The sequence below is a fragment of the Dehalogenimonas sp. W genome, from assembly GCF_037094495.1.
Classification (GTDB): Bacteria; Chloroflexota; Dehalococcoidia; order Dehalococcoidales; family Dehalococcoidaceae; genus Dehalogenimonas; species Dehalogenimonas loeffleri.
Genome location: NZ_CP146612.1, coordinates 273818 through 296631, shown reverse-complemented (window position 1 = coordinate 296631; position 22814 = coordinate 273818). Strand labels below are relative to the sequence as shown.

The 22814-nt window shown below is 52.8% G+C and carries 22 protein-coding genes; 9 read left to right on the top strand and 13 right to left on the bottom strand.

Features of this window, described 5'->3' with window-relative positions; translation table 11 throughout:
• Positions 1–764 precede the first annotated feature (764 nt).
• From V8247_RS01410 to uvrB, 3 genes are all read left to right on the top strand, one after another.
• On the top strand, positions 765–2189 hold the full coding sequence (locus V8247_RS01410) for a reductive dehalogenase (protein ID WP_338738036.1): 1425 nt from the start codon (positions 765–767) through the stop codon (positions 2187–2189).
• 35 nt (positions 2190–2224) lie between these two features.
• On the top strand, positions 2225–2509 hold the full coding sequence (locus V8247_RS01405; protein WP_338738034.1) for a dehalogenase: 285 nt from the start codon (positions 2225–2227) through the stop codon (positions 2507–2509).
• Positions 2510–2643: 134 nt separating this feature from the next.
• Positions 2644–4665 (top strand): excinuclease ABC subunit UvrB, encoded by a 2022-nt coding sequence (uvrB, locus tag V8247_RS01400; protein WP_338738031.1) that lies wholly within the window; start codon positions 2644–2646, stop codon positions 4663–4665.
• On the opposite strand, the gene V8247_RS01395 is transcribed toward uvrB, so the two are convergent.
• From V8247_RS01395 to V8247_RS01360, 8 genes are all read right to left on the bottom strand, one after another.
• Positions 4662–5438 carry an MBL fold metallo-hydrolase gene (locus V8247_RS01395; RefSeq protein ID WP_338738029.1) on the bottom strand — a complete coding sequence of 259 codons (777 nt, stop codon included), beginning with the start codon at positions 5436–5438 and terminating at the stop codon, positions 4662–4664. The genes uvrB and V8247_RS01395 overlap by 4 nt on opposite strands.
• On the bottom strand, positions 5435–6112 hold the full coding sequence (locus tag V8247_RS01390; RefSeq protein ID WP_338738027.1) for a queuosine precursor transporter: 678 nt from the start codon (positions 6110–6112) through the stop codon (positions 5435–5437). Before V8247_RS01390 ends, V8247_RS01395 begins: the two co-directional genes overlap by 4 nt.
• Positions 6113–6129: 17 nt before the next feature.
• The gene (locus V8247_RS01385; RefSeq protein WP_338738025.1) at positions 6130–7101 is read right to left on the bottom strand and encodes a magnesium transporter CorA family protein; all 972 of its coding nucleotides are present in this window, start codon (positions 7099–7101) and stop codon (positions 6130–6132) included.
• Positions 7102–7192: 91 nt separating this feature from the next.
• Positions 7193–7978, bottom strand: coding sequence for a sulfite exporter TauE/SafE family protein (locus V8247_RS01380; protein WP_338738023.1), 786 nt, complete (start codon positions 7976–7978; stop codon positions 7193–7195).
• Positions 7979–8083: 105 nt separating this feature from the next.
• Positions 8084–8542 carry a YqhA family protein gene (locus tag V8247_RS01375; protein ID WP_338738021.1) on the bottom strand — a complete coding sequence of 153 codons (459 nt, stop codon included), beginning with the start codon at positions 8540–8542 and terminating at the stop codon, positions 8084–8086.
• A 76-nt stretch (positions 8543–8618) separates the two neighbouring features.
• Positions 8619–9197 carry a sulfurtransferase-like selenium metabolism protein YedF gene (gene yedF / locus V8247_RS01370; RefSeq protein ID WP_338738018.1) on the bottom strand — a complete coding sequence of 193 codons (579 nt, stop codon included), beginning with the start codon at positions 9195–9197 and terminating at the stop codon, positions 8619–8621.
• Between the two features lies 1 nt (position 9198).
• Positions 9199–9957, bottom strand: a complete 759-nt coding sequence (locus tag V8247_RS01365; protein ID WP_338738016.1) for an acyl-CoA dehydratase activase — start codon at positions 9955–9957, stop codon at positions 9199–9201.
• Between the two features lie 121 nt (positions 9958–10078).
• Positions 10079–11353, bottom strand: a complete 1275-nt coding sequence (locus tag V8247_RS01360) for a double-cubane-cluster-containing anaerobic reductase (RefSeq protein ID WP_338738014.1) — start codon at positions 11351–11353, stop codon at positions 10079–10081.
• Positions 11354–11731: 378 nt separating this feature from the next.
• Between V8247_RS01360 and V8247_RS01355 the strand changes: the two genes are divergently transcribed.
• Positions 11732–12007 (top strand): hypothetical protein, encoded by a 276-nt coding sequence (locus tag V8247_RS01355; protein ID WP_338738011.1) that lies wholly within the window; start codon positions 11732–11734, stop codon positions 12005–12007.
• 28 nt (positions 12008–12035) lie between these two features.
• On the top strand, positions 12036–12494 hold the full coding sequence (locus tag V8247_RS01350) for a DinB family protein (protein ID WP_338738009.1): 459 nt from the start codon (positions 12036–12038) through the stop codon (positions 12492–12494).
• Here the strand turns inward: V8247_RS01350 and gatA are convergent.
• Positions 12487–13941: an Asp-tRNA(Asn)/Glu-tRNA(Gln) amidotransferase subunit GatA gene (gene gatA / locus V8247_RS01345; protein WP_338739263.1), complete on the bottom strand. Its 1455-nt coding sequence runs from the start codon at positions 13939–13941 to the stop codon at positions 12487–12489. The two genes, V8247_RS01350 and gatA, sit on opposite strands and share 8 nt — an antisense overlap.
• 145 nt (positions 13942–14086) lie before the next feature.
• Positions 14087–14374 (bottom strand): Asp-tRNA(Asn)/Glu-tRNA(Gln) amidotransferase subunit GatC, encoded by a 288-nt coding sequence (gene gatC, locus V8247_RS01340; RefSeq protein ID WP_338738007.1) that lies wholly within the window; start codon positions 14372–14374, stop codon positions 14087–14089.
• Positions 14375–15179: 805 nt separating this feature from the next.
• On the opposite strand from gatC, the gene V8247_RS01335 reads away from it, so the two are divergent.
• From V8247_RS01335 to ligD, 4 genes are all read left to right on the top strand, one after another.
• Positions 15180–16472, top strand: a complete 1293-nt coding sequence (locus V8247_RS01335) for an AAA family ATPase (RefSeq protein ID WP_338738005.1) — start codon at positions 15180–15182, stop codon at positions 16470–16472.
• A 2-nt stretch (positions 16473–16474) separates the two neighbouring features.
• On the top strand, positions 16475–17140 hold the full coding sequence (locus V8247_RS01330; RefSeq protein WP_338738003.1) for a DUF4276 family protein: 666 nt from the start codon (positions 16475–16477) through the stop codon (positions 17138–17140).
• Between the two features lie 349 nt (positions 17141–17489).
• Entirely contained in the window at positions 17490–18278 is a 789-nt protein-coding gene (locus V8247_RS01325) for a Ku protein (RefSeq protein WP_338738000.1), read from the top strand.
• A gap of 6 nt (positions 18279–18284) precedes the next feature.
• Positions 18285–19325: a non-homologous end-joining DNA ligase gene (ligD, locus tag V8247_RS01320; RefSeq protein WP_338737998.1), complete on the top strand. Its 1041-nt coding sequence runs from the start codon at positions 18285–18287 to the stop codon at positions 19323–19325.
• An 86-nt stretch (positions 19326–19411) separates the two neighbouring features.
• Here ligD and V8247_RS01315 read toward each other — a convergent pair whose 3' ends face one another.
• Genes V8247_RS01315 through V8247_RS01305 form a run of 3 tightly spaced genes read right to left on the bottom strand, consistent with a single transcriptional unit; the run spans position 19412 to position 22717 of the window.
• Positions 19412–22054 carry a valine--tRNA ligase gene (locus tag V8247_RS01315; RefSeq protein ID WP_338737996.1) on the bottom strand — a complete coding sequence of 881 codons (2643 nt, stop codon included), beginning with the start codon at positions 22052–22054 and terminating at the stop codon, positions 19412–19414.
• 58 nt (positions 22055–22112) lie between these two features.
• Positions 22113–22487, bottom strand: a complete 375-nt coding sequence (locus tag V8247_RS01310) for a metallopeptidase family protein (protein ID WP_338737994.1) — start codon at positions 22485–22487, stop codon at positions 22113–22115.
• A gap of 11 nt (positions 22488–22498) precedes the next feature.
• Complete coding sequence (locus tag V8247_RS01305; RefSeq protein WP_338737992.1) at positions 22499–22717, bottom strand: hypothetical protein; 219 nt, start codon at positions 22715–22717, stop codon at positions 22499–22501.
• Positions 22718–22814 lie beyond the last annotated feature (97 nt).

Below are 22814 nucleotides of genomic sequence, written 5' to 3'. Positions count from 1 at the left end.
ATTTGGTGCTTGAGATTTAGGATTTCCCGAAGGGCGATGCCTCGCCCTTTTGCGGTCCCCCGTTACTGATGACTGGCTACTGTGGACTGTAAACTGGAATAGCTGAAAGCTGATAGCTGACCGCTGACGGCTTGTACCCCGTCCTTGCGAAAGCGCGTAGCGCTTGTGGCAATCTTGCAAGTATAACCTGAAAACGTTTCCGTAGGGGCGAGGCATGCCTCGCCCGCCCCGGTCGCAGGCTGCTGAAATTTGATCCTTAAAAGTTGTCTCTTAACCTCGTCATTGCTTCATCCCGTTCGTCCTGAACCTGTCGAAGGATGAACGGGGATACTGAATACTGCTTACTGACAACCGACTACTCTTCCGCGCGGCTGTGCCGAAGCAATCTCGGTCTCCAAGGAGCCTGTCCTTGCGAAAGCGCATAGCGCTTGTGGCAATCTAGTAAGTATCCTAACATCCCCGGTGCTGATGACTATCTAGCGTGAACTACAAACTCGTTTACTTAAAGCCAAAATATACTAAAGTAGCTAATAAAAAATACTAAAGTATATAGCCAAAATGCTTAGGCCCGCTAGTCCTTTAGGACGATGCGCGGAAAAATAAAAGAGGGTACAATAAGTAACGTTAAGGGTTAAAAATAGATGCCTTAAAGGTAGGAAACATTGGGATGTGGGGGTGTACTATGTGATCTGACGTTCAGGAGAGACTGGAGGACAGCGGGAAAGACCGCGGTGGAATAAATATATGAAGAAGGAATCTGCTAGATGACTAAATTTCACAGTACGGTTTCACGTCGTGATTTTATGAAAGGCCTCGGTTTGGCAGGCGCCGGATTGGGTGCTGCCACTGTCCTATCTCCGGGTTTCCATGACCTTGACGAAGTTTCCTCTGCTTCGTCGGGTTCAACTTCTGGTCCCGGTGGTGAACTGAGACGTCCCTGGTGGGTGTCGGAAAAGGACCACGGCCAGACGGCGACTCTGGAAATTGATTGGAGCCAAGTGCAGCGTGCCGATCGCAGTAAGATTTCCACTTTTCCGTATCGTCAGAGCGACCACCCCAAGGCAGTTTATAATCGGGAACACTTTGATGAATTGCAGCGGGAAGTGGTTCGGCACGCCGCTCCCGAATGGAATGGTGACAGCATCCGTGATTGGGCCATAAACGGGGCCACCGGCGTGCTGAGATTTTATAATTACTACACCCCGGCGAAAACAACCATGTTCATGGGGTATCAGAAAGCCCCAACTCCAGAAAGCCGGAATATGCCCCGCTGGGAAGGCACGGCTGAAGAAAATACCCTGATGTTGCGCCATGCTTTTAAACTGTTCGGTGCCACCGATTTCGGTGTGACCGTCCTGGACGAGAATACCAAGAAACTTGTTTTTGCCAAGGAATCCAACGGCAAGGCTTATAATTTTGTTAGTGACGATACGTTGGCAGAAACCGATACAGAATATCGTATCCCGTCACGTTTCAAATACATGATCACCTGGACACATCAGGAAGCGACCGAACTTAATATGCGTAAGCCATCCAATCTCGGTTCCAGCGCGTCTAACCTGGCTTACAGTCGCTTGCCTTTTATCAGCGTTCAGCTTCAGGAGTTTATTCGTGGTCTGGGTTATCACGGTATCAACGCCTGGAGTGGCGAGATGGCACCGTCCAATCCCTTCGGTACCCTGGCCGGGATTGGGGAACATGCCCGTATGTGCTTCGTTTTGGTCACTCCCGAAAGAGGGTCAATGATTCGTGGTATGTGCCGCATGCTCACCGACATTCCTCTGGAGCCGACCAAACCGATTGATGCCGGTATCTCCCGGTTCTGTTTGACGTGTAAAACCTGTTCCAAATTCTGCCTGTTTGAGGCTTTGCCTAACGACGACCCCACCTGGGATGTTCACGATCAGGCAACAACCGGCATGCCTTACAGCCCGACAGGCTTCAAGGGTTGGCGGCTTAACACGGTCAACTGCTCTAACTGCACCGCGTGCATGGCGTTCTGCCCCTTCAATGCCTCCGGTCGCTACAGCTTTATCCATGACTTTGTAGCAGGAACCTCTTCCGTTACTCCTATTTTCAATTCCTTCTTCGCCCAGATGGAAGAGTCAATGCATTACGGTAACAAGGATCCGGAATCCTGGTGGAACAATCAGGAATACCTCTACGGTATCAATCCCAAGTTTATCTAAACGGAAATATCTTGGAAAAATAGAAGGAGAATCAAATGGAATTAACACCCTTATGGATTCTGATAGCCATATTGCTGACTGTTGGCTTTATTCAATTGCTGAACTGGCTGAAACGCAATGATCGTAAACCTGCCTGGTGGGTTTGGTTTGTCGGTGCTGTTGGTTTATTGCTGGTGTTGATGGCTGTCCAGCATTATTTGGGAACCTTGGAAGAAATGTATTTCACTGCAGCCTGGATGGGCGCACTGATACTTGGTATTCCCGGTGTTCTCCTGTTGGTAGTTTCCGGCTGGCGCATGGCAGCGGGTAAGAGCTCTTAGTTCAAGTTTAGAGGTTAAAAAGGGGGGGCGTCAGTATGACGTTTCCCCCTTTTAACATTTAGCAGGTTTGGTGCGTTTGACACGATTGTTGCCACCCACTCGCCAATCCCCCTCTTCTCCCCTATAATTGAACTATGACCGAATTCCAGCTTGTCTCTGACTTCGGCCTGATGGGCGACCAGCCCCAGGCAGTGGAGGCGCTTACCCGCGGCCTTAGCGAAGGCCTGAAGGACCAGACGCTCCTGGGCGTCACCGGCTCCGGCAAGACCTTTACCATGGCTAATATTATTGCCCGCACCGGGCGTCCCGCCCTGATTATTTCCCATAATAAAACACTGGCGGCTCAGCTTTACGCCGAGTTTCGGGAGTTCTTCCCCCACAACGCCGTGGAATATTTTGTCAGCTACTATGATTACTACCAGCCTGAGGCCTATGTGCCTTCACGGGATATGTACATTGAAAAAGACGCCGACATCAATGACGAGATAGACAAACTCCGTCACGCCGCCACCCGGGCGCTGTTGTCGCGCCGGGACGTCATCATTGTCGCTTCAGTCTCCTGTATCTACGGCCTGGGTGAACCGGAAGAATACATGCAGTTCGTGCTGAACCTGGAGAAGGGCGCCAGTTACCGCCGGGACGCCATTATCCGTCAGTTGGTGGATATGCAATATGAACGCAATGACATGGATTTTTCGCGCTCCAAGTTCCGGCTGCGCGGTGATACGCTGGAGCTCCGTCCGGCTTATGAAGAAACGGCAATACGAGTGGAGTTTTTCGGCGATGAGATTGAACGCATCCTCCGCATTGACCCGCTGACCGGGGAGTTTCTGGAAGAACTCAAAATCATTGATATTTACCCGGCCAAACACTTCGTGACCTCGCCGGAGAAGCTGTCCAAAGCGCTTCAGGCTATTCGTGACGAACTGGTGCAGCGCACCGCCGACCTCAAAGATCAGGGCAAAATGTTGGAGGCCGCCCGACTGGAACAGCGCACCAACTATGATCTGGAAATGCTGGAACAGGCGGGTTACTGCTCCGGCGTGGAAAACTACTCCCGCCATCTGGCCCTGCGGCCGGCGGGCTCTACCCCGTGGACACTCTTGGATTATTTCCCCAAGGATTTTCTGCTGTTTGTGGATGAATCCCATATGTCGCTGCCGCAGATTCGCGGTATGTACAACGGTGATCGGGCACGCAAGGAGATACTGGTGGATTACGGCTTCCGCCTGCCGTCGGCCATGGATAATCGTCCGCTCAATTTTTCGGAATTCCGGCAGCGGACAGATCAGGCTATTTACGTTTCCGCCACGCCGGGACCCTATGAGAAAGAGCATTCCAAACAAACGGTGGAGCAGGTGGTCCGGCCGACCGGGCTGCTGGAACCGCTGATTGAGGTCAAGCCGACCACGGGGCAGATTGATGACCTGCTGGAGCAGATTAAATTGAGAGTGGCGCGGGGTGAGCGCTGTCTGGTGACCACTCTGACCAAGAAGCTGGCCGAAAAACTTTCAGAATACATCACCGAAGCCGGCGTCAAGACCCAGTATCTTCATTCCGAGGTGGAAACCTTTGAACGGGTGGAGATACTGCGTGATCTGCGTCTGGGCGTCTATGACGTTATCGTCGGCATAAATCTGTTGCGGGAAGGGCTTGACCTGCCGGAGGTGTCGCTGGTAGCCATTCTGGACGCGGACAAAGAAGGCTTCCTGCGTTCGGAGTGGGCGCTTATCCAGACGATGGGCCGGGCCGCCCGGCATGTGGACGGCCGGGTCATCATGTATGCCGATGTCATTACCGGCTCCATGGAGCGGGCGATTGCTGAAGTTAAACGCCGCCGTGAAATTCAGGAAGCCTATAATCTGGAGCACGGCATCACCCCGCAGGGTATCCGCAAAGCCATCAAGGATATCACCGAGCGGGTGCGCACGGCGGAAATGGCGGTGGTGGCTGAGTCTGACGCTGACGGCTACAAATCAATGCCTTTGAACAAGGAAGAACTGGCGCGGCTCATTCGCGAACTGGACACTCAGATGAAGAAAGCTGCCAAGATTATGGATTTTGAACGTGCCGCGCTATTGCGCGACCGGATTATAGAACTTAAACGGGACCTGATTGAGCCTGATGCCCGGCCGCGCCGGAACCAGACCACCTAAAGCGTAACCGTCAATCCTTCATGGGCCAGGAATATCCGGGCATTCAGGTCGGCGGCCAGGGTGTTAACTTCCCGTTCAACCTCACCCTCAGTTGCCGGACTCATGTGAATGCAGGCCACCTGCGGCAGATACCCTTTAAGGCGCTGAAAGTCCAGCAGTTCCCGGCGCAGCAGCTCCGGTGTCAGATGTTTCCCTTCCGGTGAGGCGAAGAATTCGGTGAATCTGGAAGGCGCGGTAACTTCGGTAACCATCAGGTCGGGGGTCACCATCTTAAAACACTGGGACAAGCCCGGTCCGGTATCTCCGGTATAAAACAGCCGTTTGCCGCTTTTATCGGTGATCTGGTAGCCGTGAGACGGCTGGGAGTGGGGTGTGGCTGTTGCCAGCACTTCATAATCATCAATGTTGAAGACGGTATCAAGTTCAACTTCATGGTACCGGAAGGTCGGATTATCCGCCGGTTTTTGCAGAAACTTGGAATACATGGTGCCGTTCAACAGGCAGTAAGTCAGGTTTTCCTTCGTTTGCTGGTTGCCGTATAAATCCATGCTCTTGCCGCTGAGGTACAGGTTCATCCCCAATGACGGCAGGTCGCGGATATGGTCAAAATGGCCGTGGGTCAGCATTACCGCCCGCAGGTTGAACATCGCGGATGGTGAAAGGTAACGGGTCAGTGCCCCGGCGTCCAGCGCCAGCTTATCGTCCACCAGCAGGCAGCTCATGGCGGTCGTGGCTGTTTCTACATTGTGGCAGCCCAGAAAACGGATTTTCATCGCCGGGCATCCGCCAGTGAAAACGGGTTCAGGCTGACATCGGCGTCATAAGTGTCGGTCTTCTCCACGCCTTTCAGGTAGTTGACGACGGCGTAGGTGATCGGGGTGGCCGCCACTTCAATCAGGGTTTTGGCTGCCCAGTGATATATGATGAAGATTGGTGCAAAGGCCGGGGTGCCGATGAAGGCAATGGTGATAAACACCGCCGAATCCAGACCTTCGCCGATTACCGTAGAACCAATGGTGCGGCTCCACAGGTGACGGCCGCGGGTCAGTATTTTCATTTTGGACATCACTGCAGCATTGGAGAAACTGCCGATCAGGTAACCGCAGAAGGACGCCAGCAGCAATCGGGGTGTGTACCCCAGAATGGATTCGTAGGCCTCCTGGCCGCCCCAGAATGAGGCTCCGGGCAGCAGGCCGCCCAGCCAGATAAAGAAGACAAAAATCAGATTACATAAAAACCCCAGCCAGATGACCCGCCGGGCCCAGGCAAAGCCGTAGACCTCGGTCAGGATGTCCCCGATTATATAACTTAAGGGGAATACCAGTATCGCCGCCGGCAACACGATATCTGAGCCCACGGCTATCAGTTTAACGGCGATGACGTTGGCGGTAATCAGGGCGGCAACAAACAACGCCGTGACCACGACAAAACGGAATGATACGTTCAACGGTGTTCCTTCTCAGATTAAATGATTTTGAGGCGGCGCAGGATATAGGCCGTCAGCAGGGAAAAGCCCAGGGTAATCAGCATTACGATGATAAAGGGGTGTTCGGCGTCCTGAAACGGCAGGTCAACGTTCATACCGTAGACGCTGGCCACGATGAGGGCGGGCAGGGTGATGGTGGCAAAGATGGTCAGCGTACGGATGCCGGAGTTGTAATTGTTGTAGGATAGAGAGTCAAAGGTGGCGGAAAGCCCCTCAATAACCTCCTTGGTTTCATCCAGACCATCCCAGATTTTATCCACATGGTCGGCAAGGTCGCCGAAATAGACGTTCATATCATGGTCGGTGTATTTACGCAGCTTGGGTTCCAAACCGGAGATAACCGTACGCATCGGCCAGATGGTGCGGCGGAAGGAAATGATGTCGCGGCGCAAAGCGGAAATCTCCCTGACCGTGTTGTCCCGCGGCTGAGTAAAAATCTCATCCTCAATATCGTCGGTATTATCCAGAATCTTGCTGACGATAGGCTGGCAGTAGTCCACCAGGCGGTCAACAATCCGGTACAGCAGGTAGCCCGGGCCGTGGGCGAAGTATTCCTGGCGGGACTCTTCATCAATCTCGCATTCACGGAACAGCTTGGTCAGGGGCTTGAGATTACCGGCATGGAGGGTGATCAGGTAGTCCTGACCGATGAACACCGATACCTGGGACGGCATTAATACCTTTTCCTCTTTGTTGTACACCGGGAAATGCAGCACAAAGAACAGGTAGTCTTTGTATTCATCAGTTTTGGGCCGCTGGCGTTTTGACAGCACATCGTCCAGATCCAGCGGGTGAAACGGGTAGTTCTCGGCCAGATAGTCGGTCGCCAGTTCATTCGGATTCTCAATATTGATCCAGGTGAACGTACCATAAGTTACCCGCTCTATATTAAGAGTAGGTTCTTTGGCCCGGTTGGATTTGCTGATTTTTTTGATTGGATTAACGGCCATACTCACCGCCTCGCCCATTGATGGTTGTGTTCGGTAATTTTAGCACAAGTCAGTCAGGATGACACGCAAATACGGCAAATCCCGGCCCGGTCTAGCTGATAATCAGCCGTATTCCGGTCAAAGCCAGCGAGACGGCCAGTATCCGCATCAGCGTTTGGCCGTGTAAACGGCGGGACAATCGGCTCCCGATTTGGGCGCCGGCGATACCGCCGGCTGCCAGCCAGGGGATCACCCCCCAGTCAGTGCCGAAGTTGTTTTGAGCCAGATGCATCGCGACACCGGCTAACGCGGTGAATACCAGGATAAAGCTGGATGTCGCGGTGGCGATATGGGCCGGGAAGCGCAGAATATAGGTCATGGCCGGAACATGAATCACGCCGCCGCCGATGCCGAGCAGCCCGGCCAGGTAACCTGCACCGCCGCTTAAACTTAATCCCAGGGGGACATTGAACGGTTGCCGCCCGGCAACGGTTGGTGCCGGCATCGGTGTTCGCCGTATAAACAGGAATATTGACAGACCAATCATCAGCAGGCTGAAGATCAGGGTGAAGACGGAACGCGACACATATTGCAGCGTCCAGACGCCCAGTATAACACCGGGAATGGTGGCGGCCGCCAGCAGCAATCCGGCGCGGTAATCGGTGCGCGCCTGGCGGTGAAATGACGCGGTGGCGGTGACGGCGTTAATCAGGATGATGGACAGTGAAATCGCGGTTACTGTCAATGGGTCGGCTTCCGGATACAGCAACAGCATCCCTGGTACCAGCAGCAGCGCGCCGCCGATGCCAATGAGCGAACCATACACGCCGGTCAGCAGCCCCAGGCCCACCAGCAGTGCCGGCAGCAGCCAGCCTTCGCCGATTACCGGATTACCCACCTGGTCGTTTCCTGAATACTGCGGTCATGGTGACAGTATAAGATTAAATTGATGCTGAGGCCAAACGTGTCGGACAGATCAGTTCCGGCTAAGTTCGGAACGGTTTCAATTCTTCTTGTCACCGGTTTGATTGAAAGCTATGAGTGTAGCCGCTACCACCGCCACCGCCAACCCGAAAAATAACGTTCCCTGTGGGTCTTCCCAGAGGACCAGGTGTTTTAGGAAAATTATGGCCATGACCATGATCACAATACTGCTAAGTTTGGTTTTCAGGTCATGCAGATTCTTGATAATCAGCCATTCCGGCAGCTTCAGATCGCCGATGAACAGCTCATATAAACCGAAGGCGAATATCAGCAGGACAGTAGCGATGAGAAAGATATCCATGATTTCTATCAACGGTATGATGTCGGTGCCGTTGATACCGAAATTGGCGAACAGATCTATCAGAATTCTGACTGACTGTATCAAACCAAGAATAAAGGCAACCAACGAAGCCGCCAGTAATGAAAAAACAGCAACCAGTGTGATGTATTTACTTTTTTCAAGAACAGCTTTTATCATACTTCCCTTCATTCGTGGACAGTGCGGATTTTCACCGGATTATAACACGGATGAAGATTGAGGTGCCCTTGCCGGTTTACAAACTGATCACTTTAGCCGCTTTGGTCATCACATCGGCGATGGTGAACATGTTGGAAACCTGGCCGATGGCTATCTTGTCGGACAGCCCCAGCCGGGAGAGACAGGTGCCGCAGGCTAAAAACTCAATTCCCGCCTCTGCCAGTTGCCGGAGTTCACCCAGGACATGGGAGTCTTCAGCTACCAGCTTGACGCCGTTGTTCATGAAGATGATGCTTTCCGGACGGTTGGGCAGTGACTGGATGGTATTGAGGAAGCTCTGCATCAGCAGCCGTCCCAGCTCCGTGTTCTCACCACGTCCCACGATGTCGGAGCCGATGAAGATGACGATGCCGGTTGCCGCCGGGGTCTCCATAATGGCGCAGGCCGCCGACCGGGTCAGGCTCAGGTATATCCCGTCGGGCTTCTCCTCTACCTTCACCTCACAGCCCTGGCTTTTGGCAAATTTGGAGACATTCTGCCGTGCGTTGGTGTTGTCCACGATGATTACCACTTCATCGGCGTTTTTCAAGGCTTTACCGGCCAGCAGTACCGGCTGAGGGCAGGCTCTGGCGCGGGCGTCAATAATTTCAGACATACTATTCTCCTTGGTTTTTCCCATTAGCGGCGATGATGGCGGCGCCCAGCGCCGCAGTTATTTGCGGATCATCGGGCACGGTGATTTTCAGATTAAGTTTATCCTCCAGCAGTCTCACCAGGCAAGCGTTCTTGGCGCCTCCGCCGGCGAAGATTACCTGACCGGTAACCCCGACCCGGCGGGCCATGCCCGACACCCGGGTGACTACTGACTGGTGCAGTCCCAGCGCGATGGCGTGGGCATCTTCACCCTTGTTGATCAGCGATACCACCTCGCTTTCAGCGAATACGGTACACAGCGAATTTAGAGTAACCGAACGTTTAGCCTCCAGCGAAGTGCGGGCAAATTCATCAATGGTGAGTTCCAGCGCCCGGGCCATGATTTCCAGAAATTTACCGGTGCCGGCGGCGCAGCGGTCGTTCATCTCAAACTTGAGTACGCCGCCTTTTTCGTTCAACCGGATAACTTTGGAATCCTGACCGCCGATGTCAATGACGCTGGCAGCATCGGGATACAGGAAGCGGACGGCGGCCGCCTGGGCGGAGATTTCCGAGATGGTGGCGCCGGAAAGCTCCGGCGCCACCAGATCCCGGCCATAACCGGTAACCACCAGTTTGTCGTATTGCTTGTCACCAAGAAGTCGCCGGCACCTGTCCAGCGGTTTCAGTCCGGAATCAATGACCTCCGATGACCTCACCCCGCTGTCAAATAACACCAGCTTGATAGTGCGGGAACCCAAGTCCAATCCGGCGGTAATCACGATATCAGCCTCAATGCCTGGTAGCGGCTAATACCGGCATTATTCCCGTCATAAGTATGGGCTGCGTTGACCTTATTCATACTATTGGTAGTATTGGTAGTATTTGACATTGGTAGTATTCCTACAGCATTTCCAAAAACGCATCAATCCGGGTCTTAAGCTGCCCCGCGTCTTCATCAGAGTAGTCGGTTTCCACCCGCAGCAGCGGGATGCCGGCCTCGGCCAATGCCCGGTCAACCTGGACGGCTTCATTGGCGTAGGTATGGCAGAACTGCAAGTTGTAGTGGATGATGCCGTCAGCCTTGAGGTCGCGCGCCATCTTGATAATGTCGTCCAATCGTTCGGTGTTGGGGGTGAAGCAGGCGCAATTGGTCTTGAGGTAGCGGTCAGCCAGTGCAGTCAGCATGTCTTCCAGATTGCCGATGCCTTCCGGTATCAGTTCATTGTAGAAGCGGGAACCGGTGCAGGATTCTTCGCCGACGATAATCGCGCCCGAAGATTCTACAATGTGGTGTAGTTTCCAGTTGGGGATGGCCATCGGCGAGCCGGAGATAAGAATCCGTTTAGCCCCTTTGGGGGCAACCCCTTCGCCCTTTTTCACCCGTTCTTCCAGTTCGTCGTTGAGCGCGGTAATCATCTGGGTCTGGCGCTCCACATCATCGTACATGGATACCTGGGTCGCCAGCAGGGCGTCTTTGCCGGAAATCGGAGCCGGGTCGGCGGCGCGCAGTGCGGACAGGCGGCGGAACTCGCGGCGGCGGGCGTTGACCTTTTTGATCGCCTCTCCCAGGTTTTCAACGGTGATTTCGTTGCCGGTCAGTTCCTCAATTTTGGCTTTGAAATCCCGGACTTCCTGTTGCCACAATGCCCGGCCGGCAGTGCTGCGTTTGTTGGGTACTTCCATGACATAAACCGGCTGCTGCTCCGCCAGTAGTTCAAACATCTTCTTTTTACCGTCACAGGTGGTTTCACCCACAATCAGGTGGCTGACCTGGACATACGGACACAGCCGTCCCAGTTTGAAGCCGTAGGAGGATTTGATCAGGGCGCAGGTATTGCGAGGCAGCACCTCTTCGGCAACCGGCACGGAAAACTGAGTGCCGGCGCACAGGCTGACGGGGATGGCGCCGGCCGCCCAGCAGAATTCTTCGGGCACGAAGACGCAGTAGGTAGCCACTACCTTGCCGCCGTCTTTGGCGTGTTCCCGAAGTTCCTTGACGCGGATACCGTGGATGTCGCCAACCACGAAATCATAAAAGCCCATTCCCTGGGGGCGGTTCTTTTGGCTGAGATAGATTTCGCCGTAGATCGGGCCGAGGGCGTTCATTAACTGGCCGTGGGATTCCAGGTCAATACCCAGTTCCGACCACATCTGTTCATTAGCGGTTAAAGTCATTTTCAGTTTCCTCTCAAAATATAATTTAGGTAACGGGGCTGGCCATTTTTGAGGGGAACTGCCGCGCATCCGGGCAACAAAAAGCGGCGGATTAACCTCCGCCGCTGTGTGAAGCTAAATGATAATCAGCTATACAGCCGAACGAAACAGCGGAATAGAGGCGCAAGCAGTCCCTGGGCGCGGTACCCGCGCCGTTAGAATACTTCGTCAGGTTCGGCGGTGGAAAGATATTCCGGACATGCTTATCACCTCCTTCCGGTTAACGTTTTAAGGATGGGCCGATTATACTTGATGAGTTGTCATCGGTCAAAAGTATTACTACTATTTGCGGTTCGTATATGGTTTGCTAACCGGCCGCAGGGGGGTATAATTGAGGCCATGAATAAGAATACTGAAGAAATCGCGGAATCACTGAGAACCATCGGCCATGCCCATCACCGGGCTTTTATCATGGTTAACGGCGCTGACCCGGACTGGGCGCGCTGGTACGCCGCCAAACTTGAACCGGAATTGAATGGTAAGCTGGCGGTCAGTCTGAGCGTTGAGGAACTGGCCGGCTTGTTGCCGTTACTGGAAAAAGAACGGACGCTACGCTCACCCCAAAGCGATTGGGCTCAGTTCTATGCTGAGGCCATCGTCAAAAGCTTCGGCTGAACGTAAAGGCCGGGATTCTTAATTAGATATGGAAACCAGACAGGATCTGCTTAACCGGCTGAATGACAGCGCCTCGCAGCTTTTGGTATTCAGTAAAAACGTAACCGCCCCGGATAGCCCCATGTACGAGGGCTGGACAGTCAAGCGTACCCTGGGCCATATCATGTTCTGGCACGAAAGCTTTGCCCGCAATGTCCGGGACCTGGCTGACGGCGTCAAACCGAAGCCGCTTTCCGGCGCTTACAGTGAATTAAACCGCCGTTGTTTTGAAGAACTGGAAACTATGACATTTGAAGAGGTGATAGGCCGGTTTGAAGCGGCGCACGATATGATTAACCGCTATATCATGGATGACAAATTGGTCTTGATACCTTACAGAGTCGGCTCCCGGAGCTACTCCCCGGAGGAACATCTGGAGATTGTCTCCCAGCACATACAGGAACATCTGAAAGCACTGAAGACCGCGGTTAGAAGAAGCGCTAAATAACCGGCTGTTGTTTGTGCCAGTCGGTCACCTGCTGGTAGGCGTGGCCCAGGTTCAGAATGGTCTTTTCCGAAAAAGGTTTGCCGATGATCTGGTGGCCAATCGGCAGACCCTGAGCAAAGCCGCCCTGTAAGGCCAGTGCCGGCAGTCCGGCGATGTTAATCGGAATGGTGCAGATGTCGGACAGGTACATGGAGAACGGGTCGGCCGATTTTTCTCCGATTTTGAACGGCACGGTCGGTGCTGTCGGCGTAATCAGGGCGTCGTATTTCTCAAAAGCCTCATCAAACTCGCGGCGGATTACCGTGCGTACCCGCTGAGCCTTAACGTACCAGGCATCGTAATAACCGGCGGACAGGGCGTAGGTGCCCAGCATGATGCGCCGCTTGACCTCGGGGCCGAAGCCGATGCCGCGGGTCTTTTCCATGGCTTCCCACATGCTTTGGGTATCTTTGAAAGAAAAGCCGTATTTGACGCCGTCATAGCGCGCCAGGTTGGCTGAAGCCTCGGAAGGGGCAATGATGTAATACACCGCCAGGGCGTAGGCGGTGGTCGGCAGGGAGCATTCTTCAATGTTGCAGCCCAGCTCTTCATAGACCTTGAGGGCTGCTTTGACGGCATCGCTGACTTCGGCGGTGACGCCCTGAGCGAAATATTCCTTCGGTACGCCCAGTTTCAGGCCCTTGACGCTCTTGCCCAGACAGCCGAAATAGTCTTCTTCCGGTTGGGCAACTGAGGTGGAATCCCGCGAATCATGACCGGCAATGGCGTTTAACATAACAGCAGAGTCGGCCACATCTTTCGTTAACGGCCCGATTTGATCCAGTGATGAAGCAAAGGCGATCAAACCGTAGCGGCTGACCAGCCCATAGGTCGGTTTGAGACCGGTGACCGAACAGAAACTGGCCGGCTGGCGGATACTGCCGCCGGTGTCCGAACCCAGCGCCGCCGGAGCTTCGCCGGCAGCCACCGCCGCCGCAGACCCGCCGCTGGAACCGCCGGGCACCCGGCTCAGATCCCAGGGATTATGAGTGGTAAAATAGGCCGAATTTTCAGTAGATGAACCCATAGCGAATTCATCCATATTAGCTTTGCCGATAACCACTGCGCCGCGGGCTTTCAGCCGCTCCACCACGCCCGCATCATACGGCGGGATGAAGTTTTCCAGCATTTTGGAGGAACAGGTGGTGCGGATGCCCTTAGTGCAGATAACGTCTTTCAAAATAACCGGTACTCCGGTCAGCATACCGGCCTGACCGGCGGCAATGGCTTCATCGGCCGCCTTGGCTTGCGTCAGCGCCTGTTCGCCGGTGACGGTCATCAGGGCCTTAACCTTCGGCTCCACCGCTTCAATCCGGTCAAGATAGGCACGGGTTAGCTCCACCGCCGAGAATTCTTTGTCCTGGAGCAGTTTCGCGGTTTCAACAATGGTAAGCTGGCTGACGTTTATAGACAATTTGATTCCTTATTTAATATTGGTAGTATTTGTGGCATTGGTAGTATTGGTAGTATTTATTCTTGGTGGTATTGGTAGTATTTGTGGCATTTGTAGTATTTATTCTTGGTAGTATTGGTAGTATTGGTAGTATTTTTTTCTATTCCAGTACCGCCCGGATGCGAATCAGGTCGCCGTCGCGGTCGGGAGCATTGGCCAGGACCTCTTCAACAGCTAATGACGGCGCCGGTTCGTCGTAGCCCAGGACGTTGCACTGGGCCACGCTCTGAGCGGTCGGCGGTACCCCTTCGGTATCCACCTGCTGGAGGACGGTGAAATGCCCCAGAATGTCGGACAGTTCACCCTGTAAACGGTCAATTTCGGCATCTTCAATGCCCAGGCGGGCCAATCTGGCGATGTGCAGTACTTCTTGTCTTGATAGTTCCATATCGGTGGATTATAGCATCAGGCGCGTGAGCGGGCAATCTCAGGACCCCCGCCTGAATTCATGAATTCGGTTCGTTGGAAGCCTTTCCAATCATGAACGGCAAACTCTCTACCGCTTACCGTTAACTGACTACTCTCAGGCGTCTTTGCGAGGCTCCGCCGAAGCAATCTCGGTATTCCCAGTACTGATGACTGTTCACTGTAAACTGCAAACTGTATAACTGAAAGCTGTCGGCTGATAGGCCCCCCTGCGAGTCTCCGCCGAAGCAATCTCGGTATTCCCAGTACTGATGACTGTTCACTGTAAACTGCAAACTGAATAGCTGAAAGCTGTCGGCTGATAGCCCCCCCTGCATGACTCCGCCGAAGCAATCCCGGTATCTCCTCCCACCTGGGTCATTGCGAAAGCGCAACGCGCTTGTGGCAATCTTACAAAAGAATAGCCTGCCGACCCCGGTGCCCCGTTTTGTTCATTGTGATTTTGAATTTTGATTTTGTTTGGGATTTAGAGCTTGGATATTAGGATTTCCCGCGTAGCGGGCTATGCCTCGCCCGCTTGGTGAAGCTGAAAGCTGATGGCTAATAATTATATTTCCAAAATTAGACAAATGATAATAAGTTTGCCGTTTTAACGGTCTAAAATTTGCTGGGTCGTTAAGAGTGAAATTTGCTCTTAAACAATGACTTATTAGAAGGGAGCAAAGCATCAATGAGAACCACAGTTAGAGTGGTTTTATTAGTACGAGTGGGTATACAATATGTGAACAGTTTCGCGATTCGTTAAATTGGATTATTAGGAGCGTCATATGTCACGAATTGAGGGGATTCGAATAAAAAATTATCGTGCGTTGCGCGACATTACTTTGGGGAAACTTTGGAATTTACAAAATATTGAACCTTTGACTCCCATGACCGCAGTAATAGGGAAAAATGGGGTTGGAAAGAGTTCACTATTTGATGCGTTTGGATTTCTCGCCGATTGCCTGAGAGTCGGGGTCGAAGAAGCCTGTGACTCACGAGGTAGAGGTGGCTTTGAGAGAATAAGATCACAAAATCAATCTGGTCCCATTGAGTTTGAAGTGTATTATAAAGAAGAACCGAAAGCCCGTCCTATTACGTACGAACTCGCAATTAATATTGATTCAAGCGGACGACCTTACGTTCAAAGAGAAAGGCTTCGTCAACGTAGAAAAGGTCAAACACACGGATGGCCCTTTTCCTTTTTAGTGCTCAACGATGCCAAAGGTGTTGTTTGGAGGGGTGAAGGGGAAGGTCGTCAAATTGATGAACAAAAAGGTTTATTTGACTTAAGTAGATTGATTGAGTCTATTTCAAAGACAGGTGAAGAAGAAAGTAGAGAAACGGAAGTTGTAGAACTGGAAGATAAAAGAAAACTTGGCATTTCCACGTTAGGTTCACTTAAGCAACATCCACGAATATCTGCATTCAGGAGATTCATCGAGGGCTGGTATTTAAGTTATTTTACGCCGGATGCCGCCCGCAGTCTTCCACTAGCGGGGCCACAAAAACATCTAAATATTCATGGCGATAATCTTGGTAATGTGGTGCAATTTATGGAAAGGGAGTACAAAAAAAAGTTTCAAGGCATATTAGACCGTATTTCAAAAAAGATACCGGGAATTGAAAGTATTGAGACGGCTAAAACTGATGATGGCAGATTATTGCTAAAATTTAATGATAAGGGATTCAAAGACCCTTTTTATGCTCAACAAATGTCTGACGGAACGCTTAAAATATTTGCATATTTATTACTCCTTGAAGACCCCTTGCCTCCCCCATTTATTTGCGTTGAAGAGCCTGAAAATGGACTTTATCACAAGCTTCTTGAGGCTTTAGCTCGCGAATTACGTGAGCATGCTATGGCACCGTCAAAAGGCAGTTCTCAAGTTTTTGTTACGACTCATCAGCCCTATTTTGTCGATGCTTTATCACCGAAGGAAGTCTGGATACTTGATAAAGGGGAGGATGGTTTTTCAACAATAACGAGAGCCAATCAAGATCCAATTATTCAAAATCTGATTGATGAAGGGCTTACATTGGGAAGTTTATGGTATAGCGACTACTTGGATAAGCATTAAATATGCATTTAGAAATTCTTGTTGAAGATTGTTCTGGTAAGAAACTGTTAGAGGTATTACTGCCGAAGATTGCCCGAGACACACATTCTTGGAGGATTATTTCCTACAGGGGGCTTGGTGGTGTACCGAAAGCCATGAGTGATCCTCGTGATGCCTCAAAAAGAATAATGTTGAATAATTTACCCAAATTATTGCGGGGCTATGGAAGAACCTTCTCGGCGCCTGGATATAGCGATTACTCATGTGCGGTTATCGTTGTGTGTGATTTGGACAAAAAATGTCTTGATACTTTCAGGCAAGAACTTGACGATATCCTCCTGGAATGTAATCCAGCTCCAATTACATGTTTTTGTTTCGCAATAGAAGAAATGGAAGCTTGGTTGCTTGGTGATATTCCAGCTATTAAGAAAGCCTATCCAAAGGCCAAACAGCATGTATTAGATCGATATTACAACGACAGCATCTGTGATACATGGGAACGACTGGCTGATTCGATCTATCCGGGAGGTGCTAGTATTCTGAAAAGACAAGGATGGCAGGTTATCGGCGCAGAAAAATACAAGTGGGCGGAAAATATTTCCCCTCATATGAATATTTGCACCAATCGTTCACCAAGTTTCCGTTATTTTAAATTTTCAATTGAGAAATTACTCGATACGCCCGGTTGACTATTAAAATATATATATATTTCCAAAATGAGACATTTACCTCTTGCGCAACGTCGCAGAATATGCTATTATATGTTCTAAAAATTGTAGTCCGCATAGAGAATTGTCTGAGCTTAATTGTTTCATATCACGACGAATCATCCGCAGCACCCGATTCAATCGTGAAAATGGATTCGCTTCCTTCGTTTATCGGACAGAATACGAACTGAACTTCAAGATCGGTCGTGGTGAGCTTAGACGGCCATGAACGGGAAGCCTCAAGACCTGGTGCGGATAACAGAGACTCCGGGTATAAGAGTTACATCTTTTTTGGAGTATTATTAAAGACAGCACAATAGCGGAGGGCGATATGCCGAAAACATTCTGGAAAGGGGCCATCAGTTTCGGGCTGGTGGTCATCCCGGTCTCAATGTCGGTAGCCATTCGGGAGCGGCCGTTGCGGTTCAGTTACCTGCACAAGAAAGACCTGGTCAAACCCAATCAGGTTCTGCATTGCCCGGAAGATGATGAATATTTCAGCATCAAGGACACTGTTCGGGGCTATGAGTACGCCAAAGGTCAGTATGTGGTGATGACGGACAAGGACTTTGAAAAAGTGCCGCTGAAGACCACCCGCAGTATTGATTTACAGGCTTTTGTCGGGGCGGAGGAGATTGACCCCATTTTCTTTTTTGACACCCATTACCTTGAACCGCGGCCGATGGGCGAAAAGCCTTTCCAATTGCTGCGGGAAGCTATGATCAAGACCGGAAAAATTGCGGTCGCCAAGGTCACCTTTGCCCGTAAAGAACACCTGGCCTGCCTGCGGCCTCATGGTGCGGGACTTTCACTCCACTCCATGCGCTACCCGGCAGAAATCATGCCGCCGCCGGAGGTGATGCCGTTAAAGACTGAGCTGACCAAAGCCGAGCTTACTATGGCTGAGTCGCTCATCAACAGTATGGTGCAGCCCTTTGACCCGGGCCAGTACCGTGATGAATACCGGGAAGCCCTTCAGAAGATTATTGACGCCAAAGTTAAAGGCCGTAAACCTGCGCCGACCCAGCCTCCGCCCGCAGAAGAGGATACTGTTGACCTGATGGCGGCCCTGGAAGCCAGCCTGGCTAAAGCTAAAACGGGTGTCGCTGGAAAGGGATGAACGCCGATGCCCAGCCGTGAACCATATCAGCCTGATGATTTGCCCGGAGCCATACCGGTGGAGATGCCGCGGCGCGTCCCGCCGATGCTGGCAACCCTGACTGACAAGCCTTTCAATGATCCGGATTGGTTTTTTGAACCTAAGCTGGATGGTTATCGTATCATCGCTTTCGTCAGGGACGGGCAGGTCCGCCTGCAATCACGCAATTTTCAGAATTATACCGCGGTATTCCCCGATGTTGTCCGGGAACTGGCTGCTCAGCCGGTGAAACAAGCCGTTTTTGATGGGGAAATGGTGGCGCTGGACGCTGCAGGGCGTCCCTGTTTTCAATGCCTGCAAAGCCTGTTCAAACCCCGATCCGGTGGGGCAGAGGTTAAGTTCTCGCTCCGTTATTTTATTTTTGACCTGCTTTACCTTAACGGTTATGAGCTTACCGGGATGCGTCAGGAATTCCGTTCTCTATTGCTGGACAAGACATTGCAGTCCGGCACCAGCGTCAAAGCAGTGTCCCGTTTGACCGGGGATGCCGCGGAGGTTTTTCAAGCCGCGCTTGCTGTGGGTATGGAAGGCATCATTGCCAAACGCCGCGCCGCGGTTTATCAGCCCGGGCGGCGGTCACCGGATTGGCTGAAGATTAAGGCCACTCGCAGCGATGATTTTGTGATAGCCGGGTATACCACGGGCCAGGGTAATCGGACCGGCAGTTTCGGGGCCCTGGTACTGGGGCAGTATGATACTTCAGGAAAACTGATGCATCGCGGCAATGTCGGGACCGGGTTTGACGAATCCCTGCTGACCGCTCTTGTTTCAGCTATGCAGCCGCTGGCAACCGAAACCTCTGCCTTCTCGGAGCCGATACCGGGACAGCGCAGTATCAACTGGTTGAAACCGGAACTGGTCGCCGAGGTTAAATACGCTGAAATTACCACCGACGGCGCCCTGCGCGCTCCGGTGTTTTTAAGGCTGAGGGATGACAAACCAGCAGGTCAGGTGATCGCCGCCGATTTGACCAGTCACCAAAGCGATGACCATAGCCGCGGCACCTGAACCCTTTATAGCCGACTATTGGACACATTCTCTATTATTGCTATAACTATCGCTGATAGCTGATAGCTGATAGCTGATAGCTCGCCCTACCCACCCTTCAGCCGCTTGAGTTTATCCTCCAGCGCCTCCAGCTTGGCGCGTTCCTTGGCGACCACCTGGGGCGGGGCTTTGGCGGTAAAGGCTTCGTTGCTGAGCATGGCCGACAGCCGGGTCACCTGAGACTCGGTCTCGGCCAGTTCCTTAGCGGCGCGGGCGCTCTCGGCTTCCTGGTCAATCATACCGGACAACGGCAGTACCAGTTCGGCGTCCCGCAGTACCAGCACCAGCCGTTCAGTGTCGCTCTCGGCTTGAACACGGTCATCGCTGATCGTCAACGGCCTGACCCGGCCCAGGCTTTCAATAATGGGCTGGTAGGGTGCCAGCTCCGCCGCCAGGTCGCCGGTGTGAAGTTCGGCCGGTATCCAGCGGCCGGCTTCCACCTTGTGTTCGGCGCGGACGTTGCGGATAGCTTTGACCACCTCAATCAGGCCGTCCACGAAGGTCTCGGCGGCGGCATCAATTTCCGCCGGGTCGGCTTCCGGATAGGCGGCAATCATGATGGAATCCGGCGTATCACCGAGGTATGGCCGCAGGTGCTGCCAGATTTCTTCGGTCACAAAGGGCATGAAGGGGTGCAGCAGCCGGAGGGAATTATCCAGCACCTTCAGCAGCACCGGCAACGGGGAATGGCCGGCATCGGACTGCAAGCGGACCTTGGACAGCTCAATATACCAGTCGCAGAACTCGCCCCAGATGAAATCATGGATAGTCCGCTCCGCCTCGCCGAACTGGAATTCCTCCATGAAGGAGTTGACCTGGCCGATAACCCGGTTCAGACGGGAGAGTATCCAGCGGTCTTCAGCCGGCAGTTCGGTGATTTGGAGCGTACCGGGTTCTATTTTGTTGAGGTAACTGATGACAAAACGGGAAGCATTGAATAGTTTGTTGGCGAAATTGCGTCCGGCCTCCAGACGGTTGAGCGACAGCTTAATATCATTGCCGGGTGAATTGCCGGTGGTAATGCCGAAACGCAGGGCGTCAGTGCCGTACTGGTCAATCAGCGTCAGCGGATTCAGCACATTCCCTTTAACCTTGCTCATCTTCTCGCCTTTTTCATCCCGGATGAGGCCGTGCAGATAGACGGTGCGGAAAGGAACCTTGCCGGTGTTGTGCAACCCCATGGTGATCATGCGGGCCACCCAGAAGAACAGGATGTCGTAGCCGGTCTCCATGACGCTGGTGGGGTAAAAGCGGTTCAGGTCGGCGTTATCCTCCGGCCAACCCAGTGTGGAGTGCGGCCAGAGGCCTGACGAGAACCAGGTGTCCAGCACATCGGGGTCCTGTTCAACACTGGCCGAACAGCATTTATGGCAGGTGGTGGGCGCCTCAATCGCCACAATGGTCTCACCGCAATCTTTGCAGTACCAGACGGGAATCCGGTGACCCCACCAGAGCTGGCGGGAAATACACCAGTCGCGGATGTTCTCCAGCCAGTTGAGATAGACTTTGTTGAAACGTTCCGGCAGTATCTGGATTTCCCCGGATTTGACTGCCGCAATGGCCGGTGCGGCCAGCGGTTCCATTTTGACGAACCACTGACGAGAGGCGGTCGGCTCGGCAACCGTGGTGCAGCGCTGACAGTGACCCACGGAGTGGGCATAATCCTGAACCAGGACCAGCAGTCCCAGTTGAGCCAGTTCTTCCACCACCAGTTTGCGGGCAGCGTAGCGGTCCATGCCGGCATACTTGCCGGCGTTGCCGTTGAGTTTGGCGTCCTGATCAAAAATATTGATCAGCGGCAGATTATGCCGCTGGGCGATGTCAAAGTCGGTCTGGTCGTGCGCCGGCGTGGTCTTGACGGCGCCGGAACCGAAGGTCATATCTACGATATCATCCGCCACGATGGGGATTTCCCGGTTCATCAGCGGCAGAACCAGCTTTTTGCCGACCAGGGCTTTATAGCGGTCATCATCGGGATTAACCGCCACGGCCACGTCGCCCAGCATGGTTTCAGGGCGGGTGGTGGCCACGGTGACGAACCGGGTCGGGTCATCTGCGAGCGGGTATTTAATGTGCCACAGGTGCCCGTTCAGGTCTTTGTGGTCCACTTCCAGGTCGGATATGGCGGTATGACAGCGGGGGCACCAGTTGATGATGCGCTCGCCGCGGTAAATTAAGCCCTGATCGTACAGGCTCTTGAAAGTAGTGCGTACGGCTTTGGAAGGACCCTCGTCCAGCGTAAAGACCTCCCGGTCCCAGTCGCAGGAGGCGCCCAGTTTCATATGTTGTTTGCGGATAGTCTGCCGGCAGGAATTAGCCCACGCCCACATGCGTTTGGTGAACTCTTCCCGGCCCAGGTCGTACTTAGTTTTGTTTTCTTTGGCCAGCATGCGCTCCACCACTACCTGGGCGGCAATGCCGGCGTGGTCAACCCCGGGCAGCCACAAAGCCGGTTCGCCTTTCATGCGGTGCCAGCGGGTCATGATATCTTCCAGCGAAGCGGTCAGGGCATGCCCCAGATGCAGCTCGCCGGTGACGTTTGGCGGCGGCATGATTATCGTAAACGGCTGTTTAGTGGAATTAGTATCGGGTTTGAAGTAGCCCCGCTCCATCCAGAGGCTGTACCACTTGTCTTCCACCTGGGAGGGTTCATAGGCCTTGGGGAGTTCGGCTTTCGGGGTTTCGGTCATGGCAATATCCTTGCTGAGATAAATAATGGTCTATTTTAGCATTAACAGGGGGAGGTTTTCAGCTTGAAGCCCGGTTTTCCTCAATCTGGTCCAGTTCCTCATCACTCAGCCCAAAATGGTGTGCCACCTCGTGACGGACGGTGGTTTCCACCTGGTCAATGATGTCGGCATCGGTGTGGCAAATGGCTTCAATGGGTTTTTGAAAGATGGTGATTTTGTCGGGCAGTACCAGGTTGTAATGAGCGCCGCGTTCGGTTAGCGGAACGCCCTCGTATAAACCCAGCAGGCTCATGCAGTCATCATCACCCTGGAGCTGGTGGCGGTCGGGGTAGTCGTCTACCGTAATTTCCACGTTATCCAGCAGCTCTAGAAACGCCTCGGGCAGGTTGTCCAACGCCTGAGTTACCAGTTCTGAAAAGCGTTCTCTGTTCATATCGTCGGGATTCAGTTTTCGCTGAAGCGCTGGCCTAGAATAGAGCGGATCTGGCTGATACGGTTCTCAATGGTAGTGAGTTCTTTCTCCAATTCCTTGCGCCGCCGGGCGGCCTCGGTGGTGAAAACCCGGTCAACGAGTAATTTTTGCCCCAGCACGGTCTTGCGGCGCGCCAGCAACTGGCTCTCCTCCTGCTGGAGTTTAAGCGTATAGTCGTTCAGATCAGGCATATTATCTCCATTCACTCGTATTATATCATTCATGGAAAGGGGGTATTTGGGCGGGCTGAACCGTGAACGTTTTGGTCGGCGATGCTATAATGCCTGT

Excerpts from the sequence above, each read along its gene's own strand:
- V8247_RS01410 (WP_338738036.1), top strand. The coding sequence starts at position 765 with ATGACTAAATTTCACAGTACGGTTTCACGTCGTGATTTTATGAAAGGC.
- V8247_RS01405 (WP_338738034.1), top strand. The coding sequence starts at position 2,225 with ATGGAATTAACACCCTTATGGATTCTGATAGCCATATTGCTGACTGTT.
- uvrB (WP_338738031.1), top strand. The coding sequence starts at position 2,644 with ATGACCGAATTCCAGCTTGTCTCTGACTTCGGCCTGATGGGCGACCAG.
- V8247_RS01395 (WP_338738029.1), bottom strand. The coding sequence starts at position 5,438 with ATGAAAATCCGTTTTCTGGGCTGCCACAATGTAGAAACAGCCACGACC.
- V8247_RS01385 (WP_338738025.1), bottom strand. The coding sequence starts at position 7,101 with ATGGCCGTTAATCCAATCAAAAAAATCAGCAAATCCAACCGGGCCAAA.
- V8247_RS01375 (WP_338738021.1), bottom strand. The coding sequence starts at position 8,542 with ATGATAAAAGCTGTTCTTGAAAAAAGTAAATACATCACACTGGTTGCT.
- yedF (WP_338738018.1), bottom strand. The coding sequence starts at position 9,197 with ATGTCTGAAATTATTGACGCCCGCGCCAGAGCCTGCCCTCAGCCGGTA.
- V8247_RS01360 (WP_338738014.1), bottom strand. The coding sequence starts at position 11,353 with ATGACTTTAACCGCTAATGAACAGATGTGGTCGGAACTGGGTATTGAC.
- V8247_RS01355 (WP_338738011.1), top strand. The coding sequence starts at position 11,732 with ATGAATAAGAATACTGAAGAAATCGCGGAATCACTGAGAACCATCGGC.
- V8247_RS01350 (WP_338738009.1), top strand. The coding sequence starts at position 12,036 with ATGGAAACCAGACAGGATCTGCTTAACCGGCTGAATGACAGCGCCTCG.
- gatC (WP_338738007.1), bottom strand. The coding sequence starts at position 14,374 with ATGGAACTATCAAGACAAGAAGTACTGCACATCGCCAGATTGGCCCGC.
- V8247_RS01335 (WP_338738005.1), top strand. The coding sequence starts at position 15,180 with ATGTCACGAATTGAGGGGATTCGAATAAAAAATTATCGTGCGTTGCGC.
- V8247_RS01330 (WP_338738003.1), top strand. The coding sequence starts at position 16,475 with ATGCATTTAGAAATTCTTGTTGAAGATTGTTCTGGTAAGAAACTGTTA.
- V8247_RS01325 (WP_338738000.1), top strand. The coding sequence starts at position 17,490 with ATGCCGAAAACATTCTGGAAAGGGGCCATCAGTTTCGGGCTGGTGGTC.
- ligD (WP_338737998.1), top strand. The coding sequence starts at position 18,285 with ATGCCCAGCCGTGAACCATATCAGCCTGATGATTTGCCCGGAGCCATA.
- V8247_RS01315 (WP_338737996.1), bottom strand. The coding sequence starts at position 22,054 with ATGACCGAAACCCCGAAAGCCGAACTCCCCAAGGCCTATGAACCCTCC.
- V8247_RS01310 (WP_338737994.1), bottom strand. The coding sequence starts at position 22,487 with ATGAACAGAGAACGCTTTTCAGAACTGGTAACTCAGGCGTTGGACAAC.
- V8247_RS01305 (WP_338737992.1), bottom strand. The coding sequence starts at position 22,717 with ATGCCTGATCTGAACGACTATACGCTTAAACTCCAGCAGGAGGAGAGC.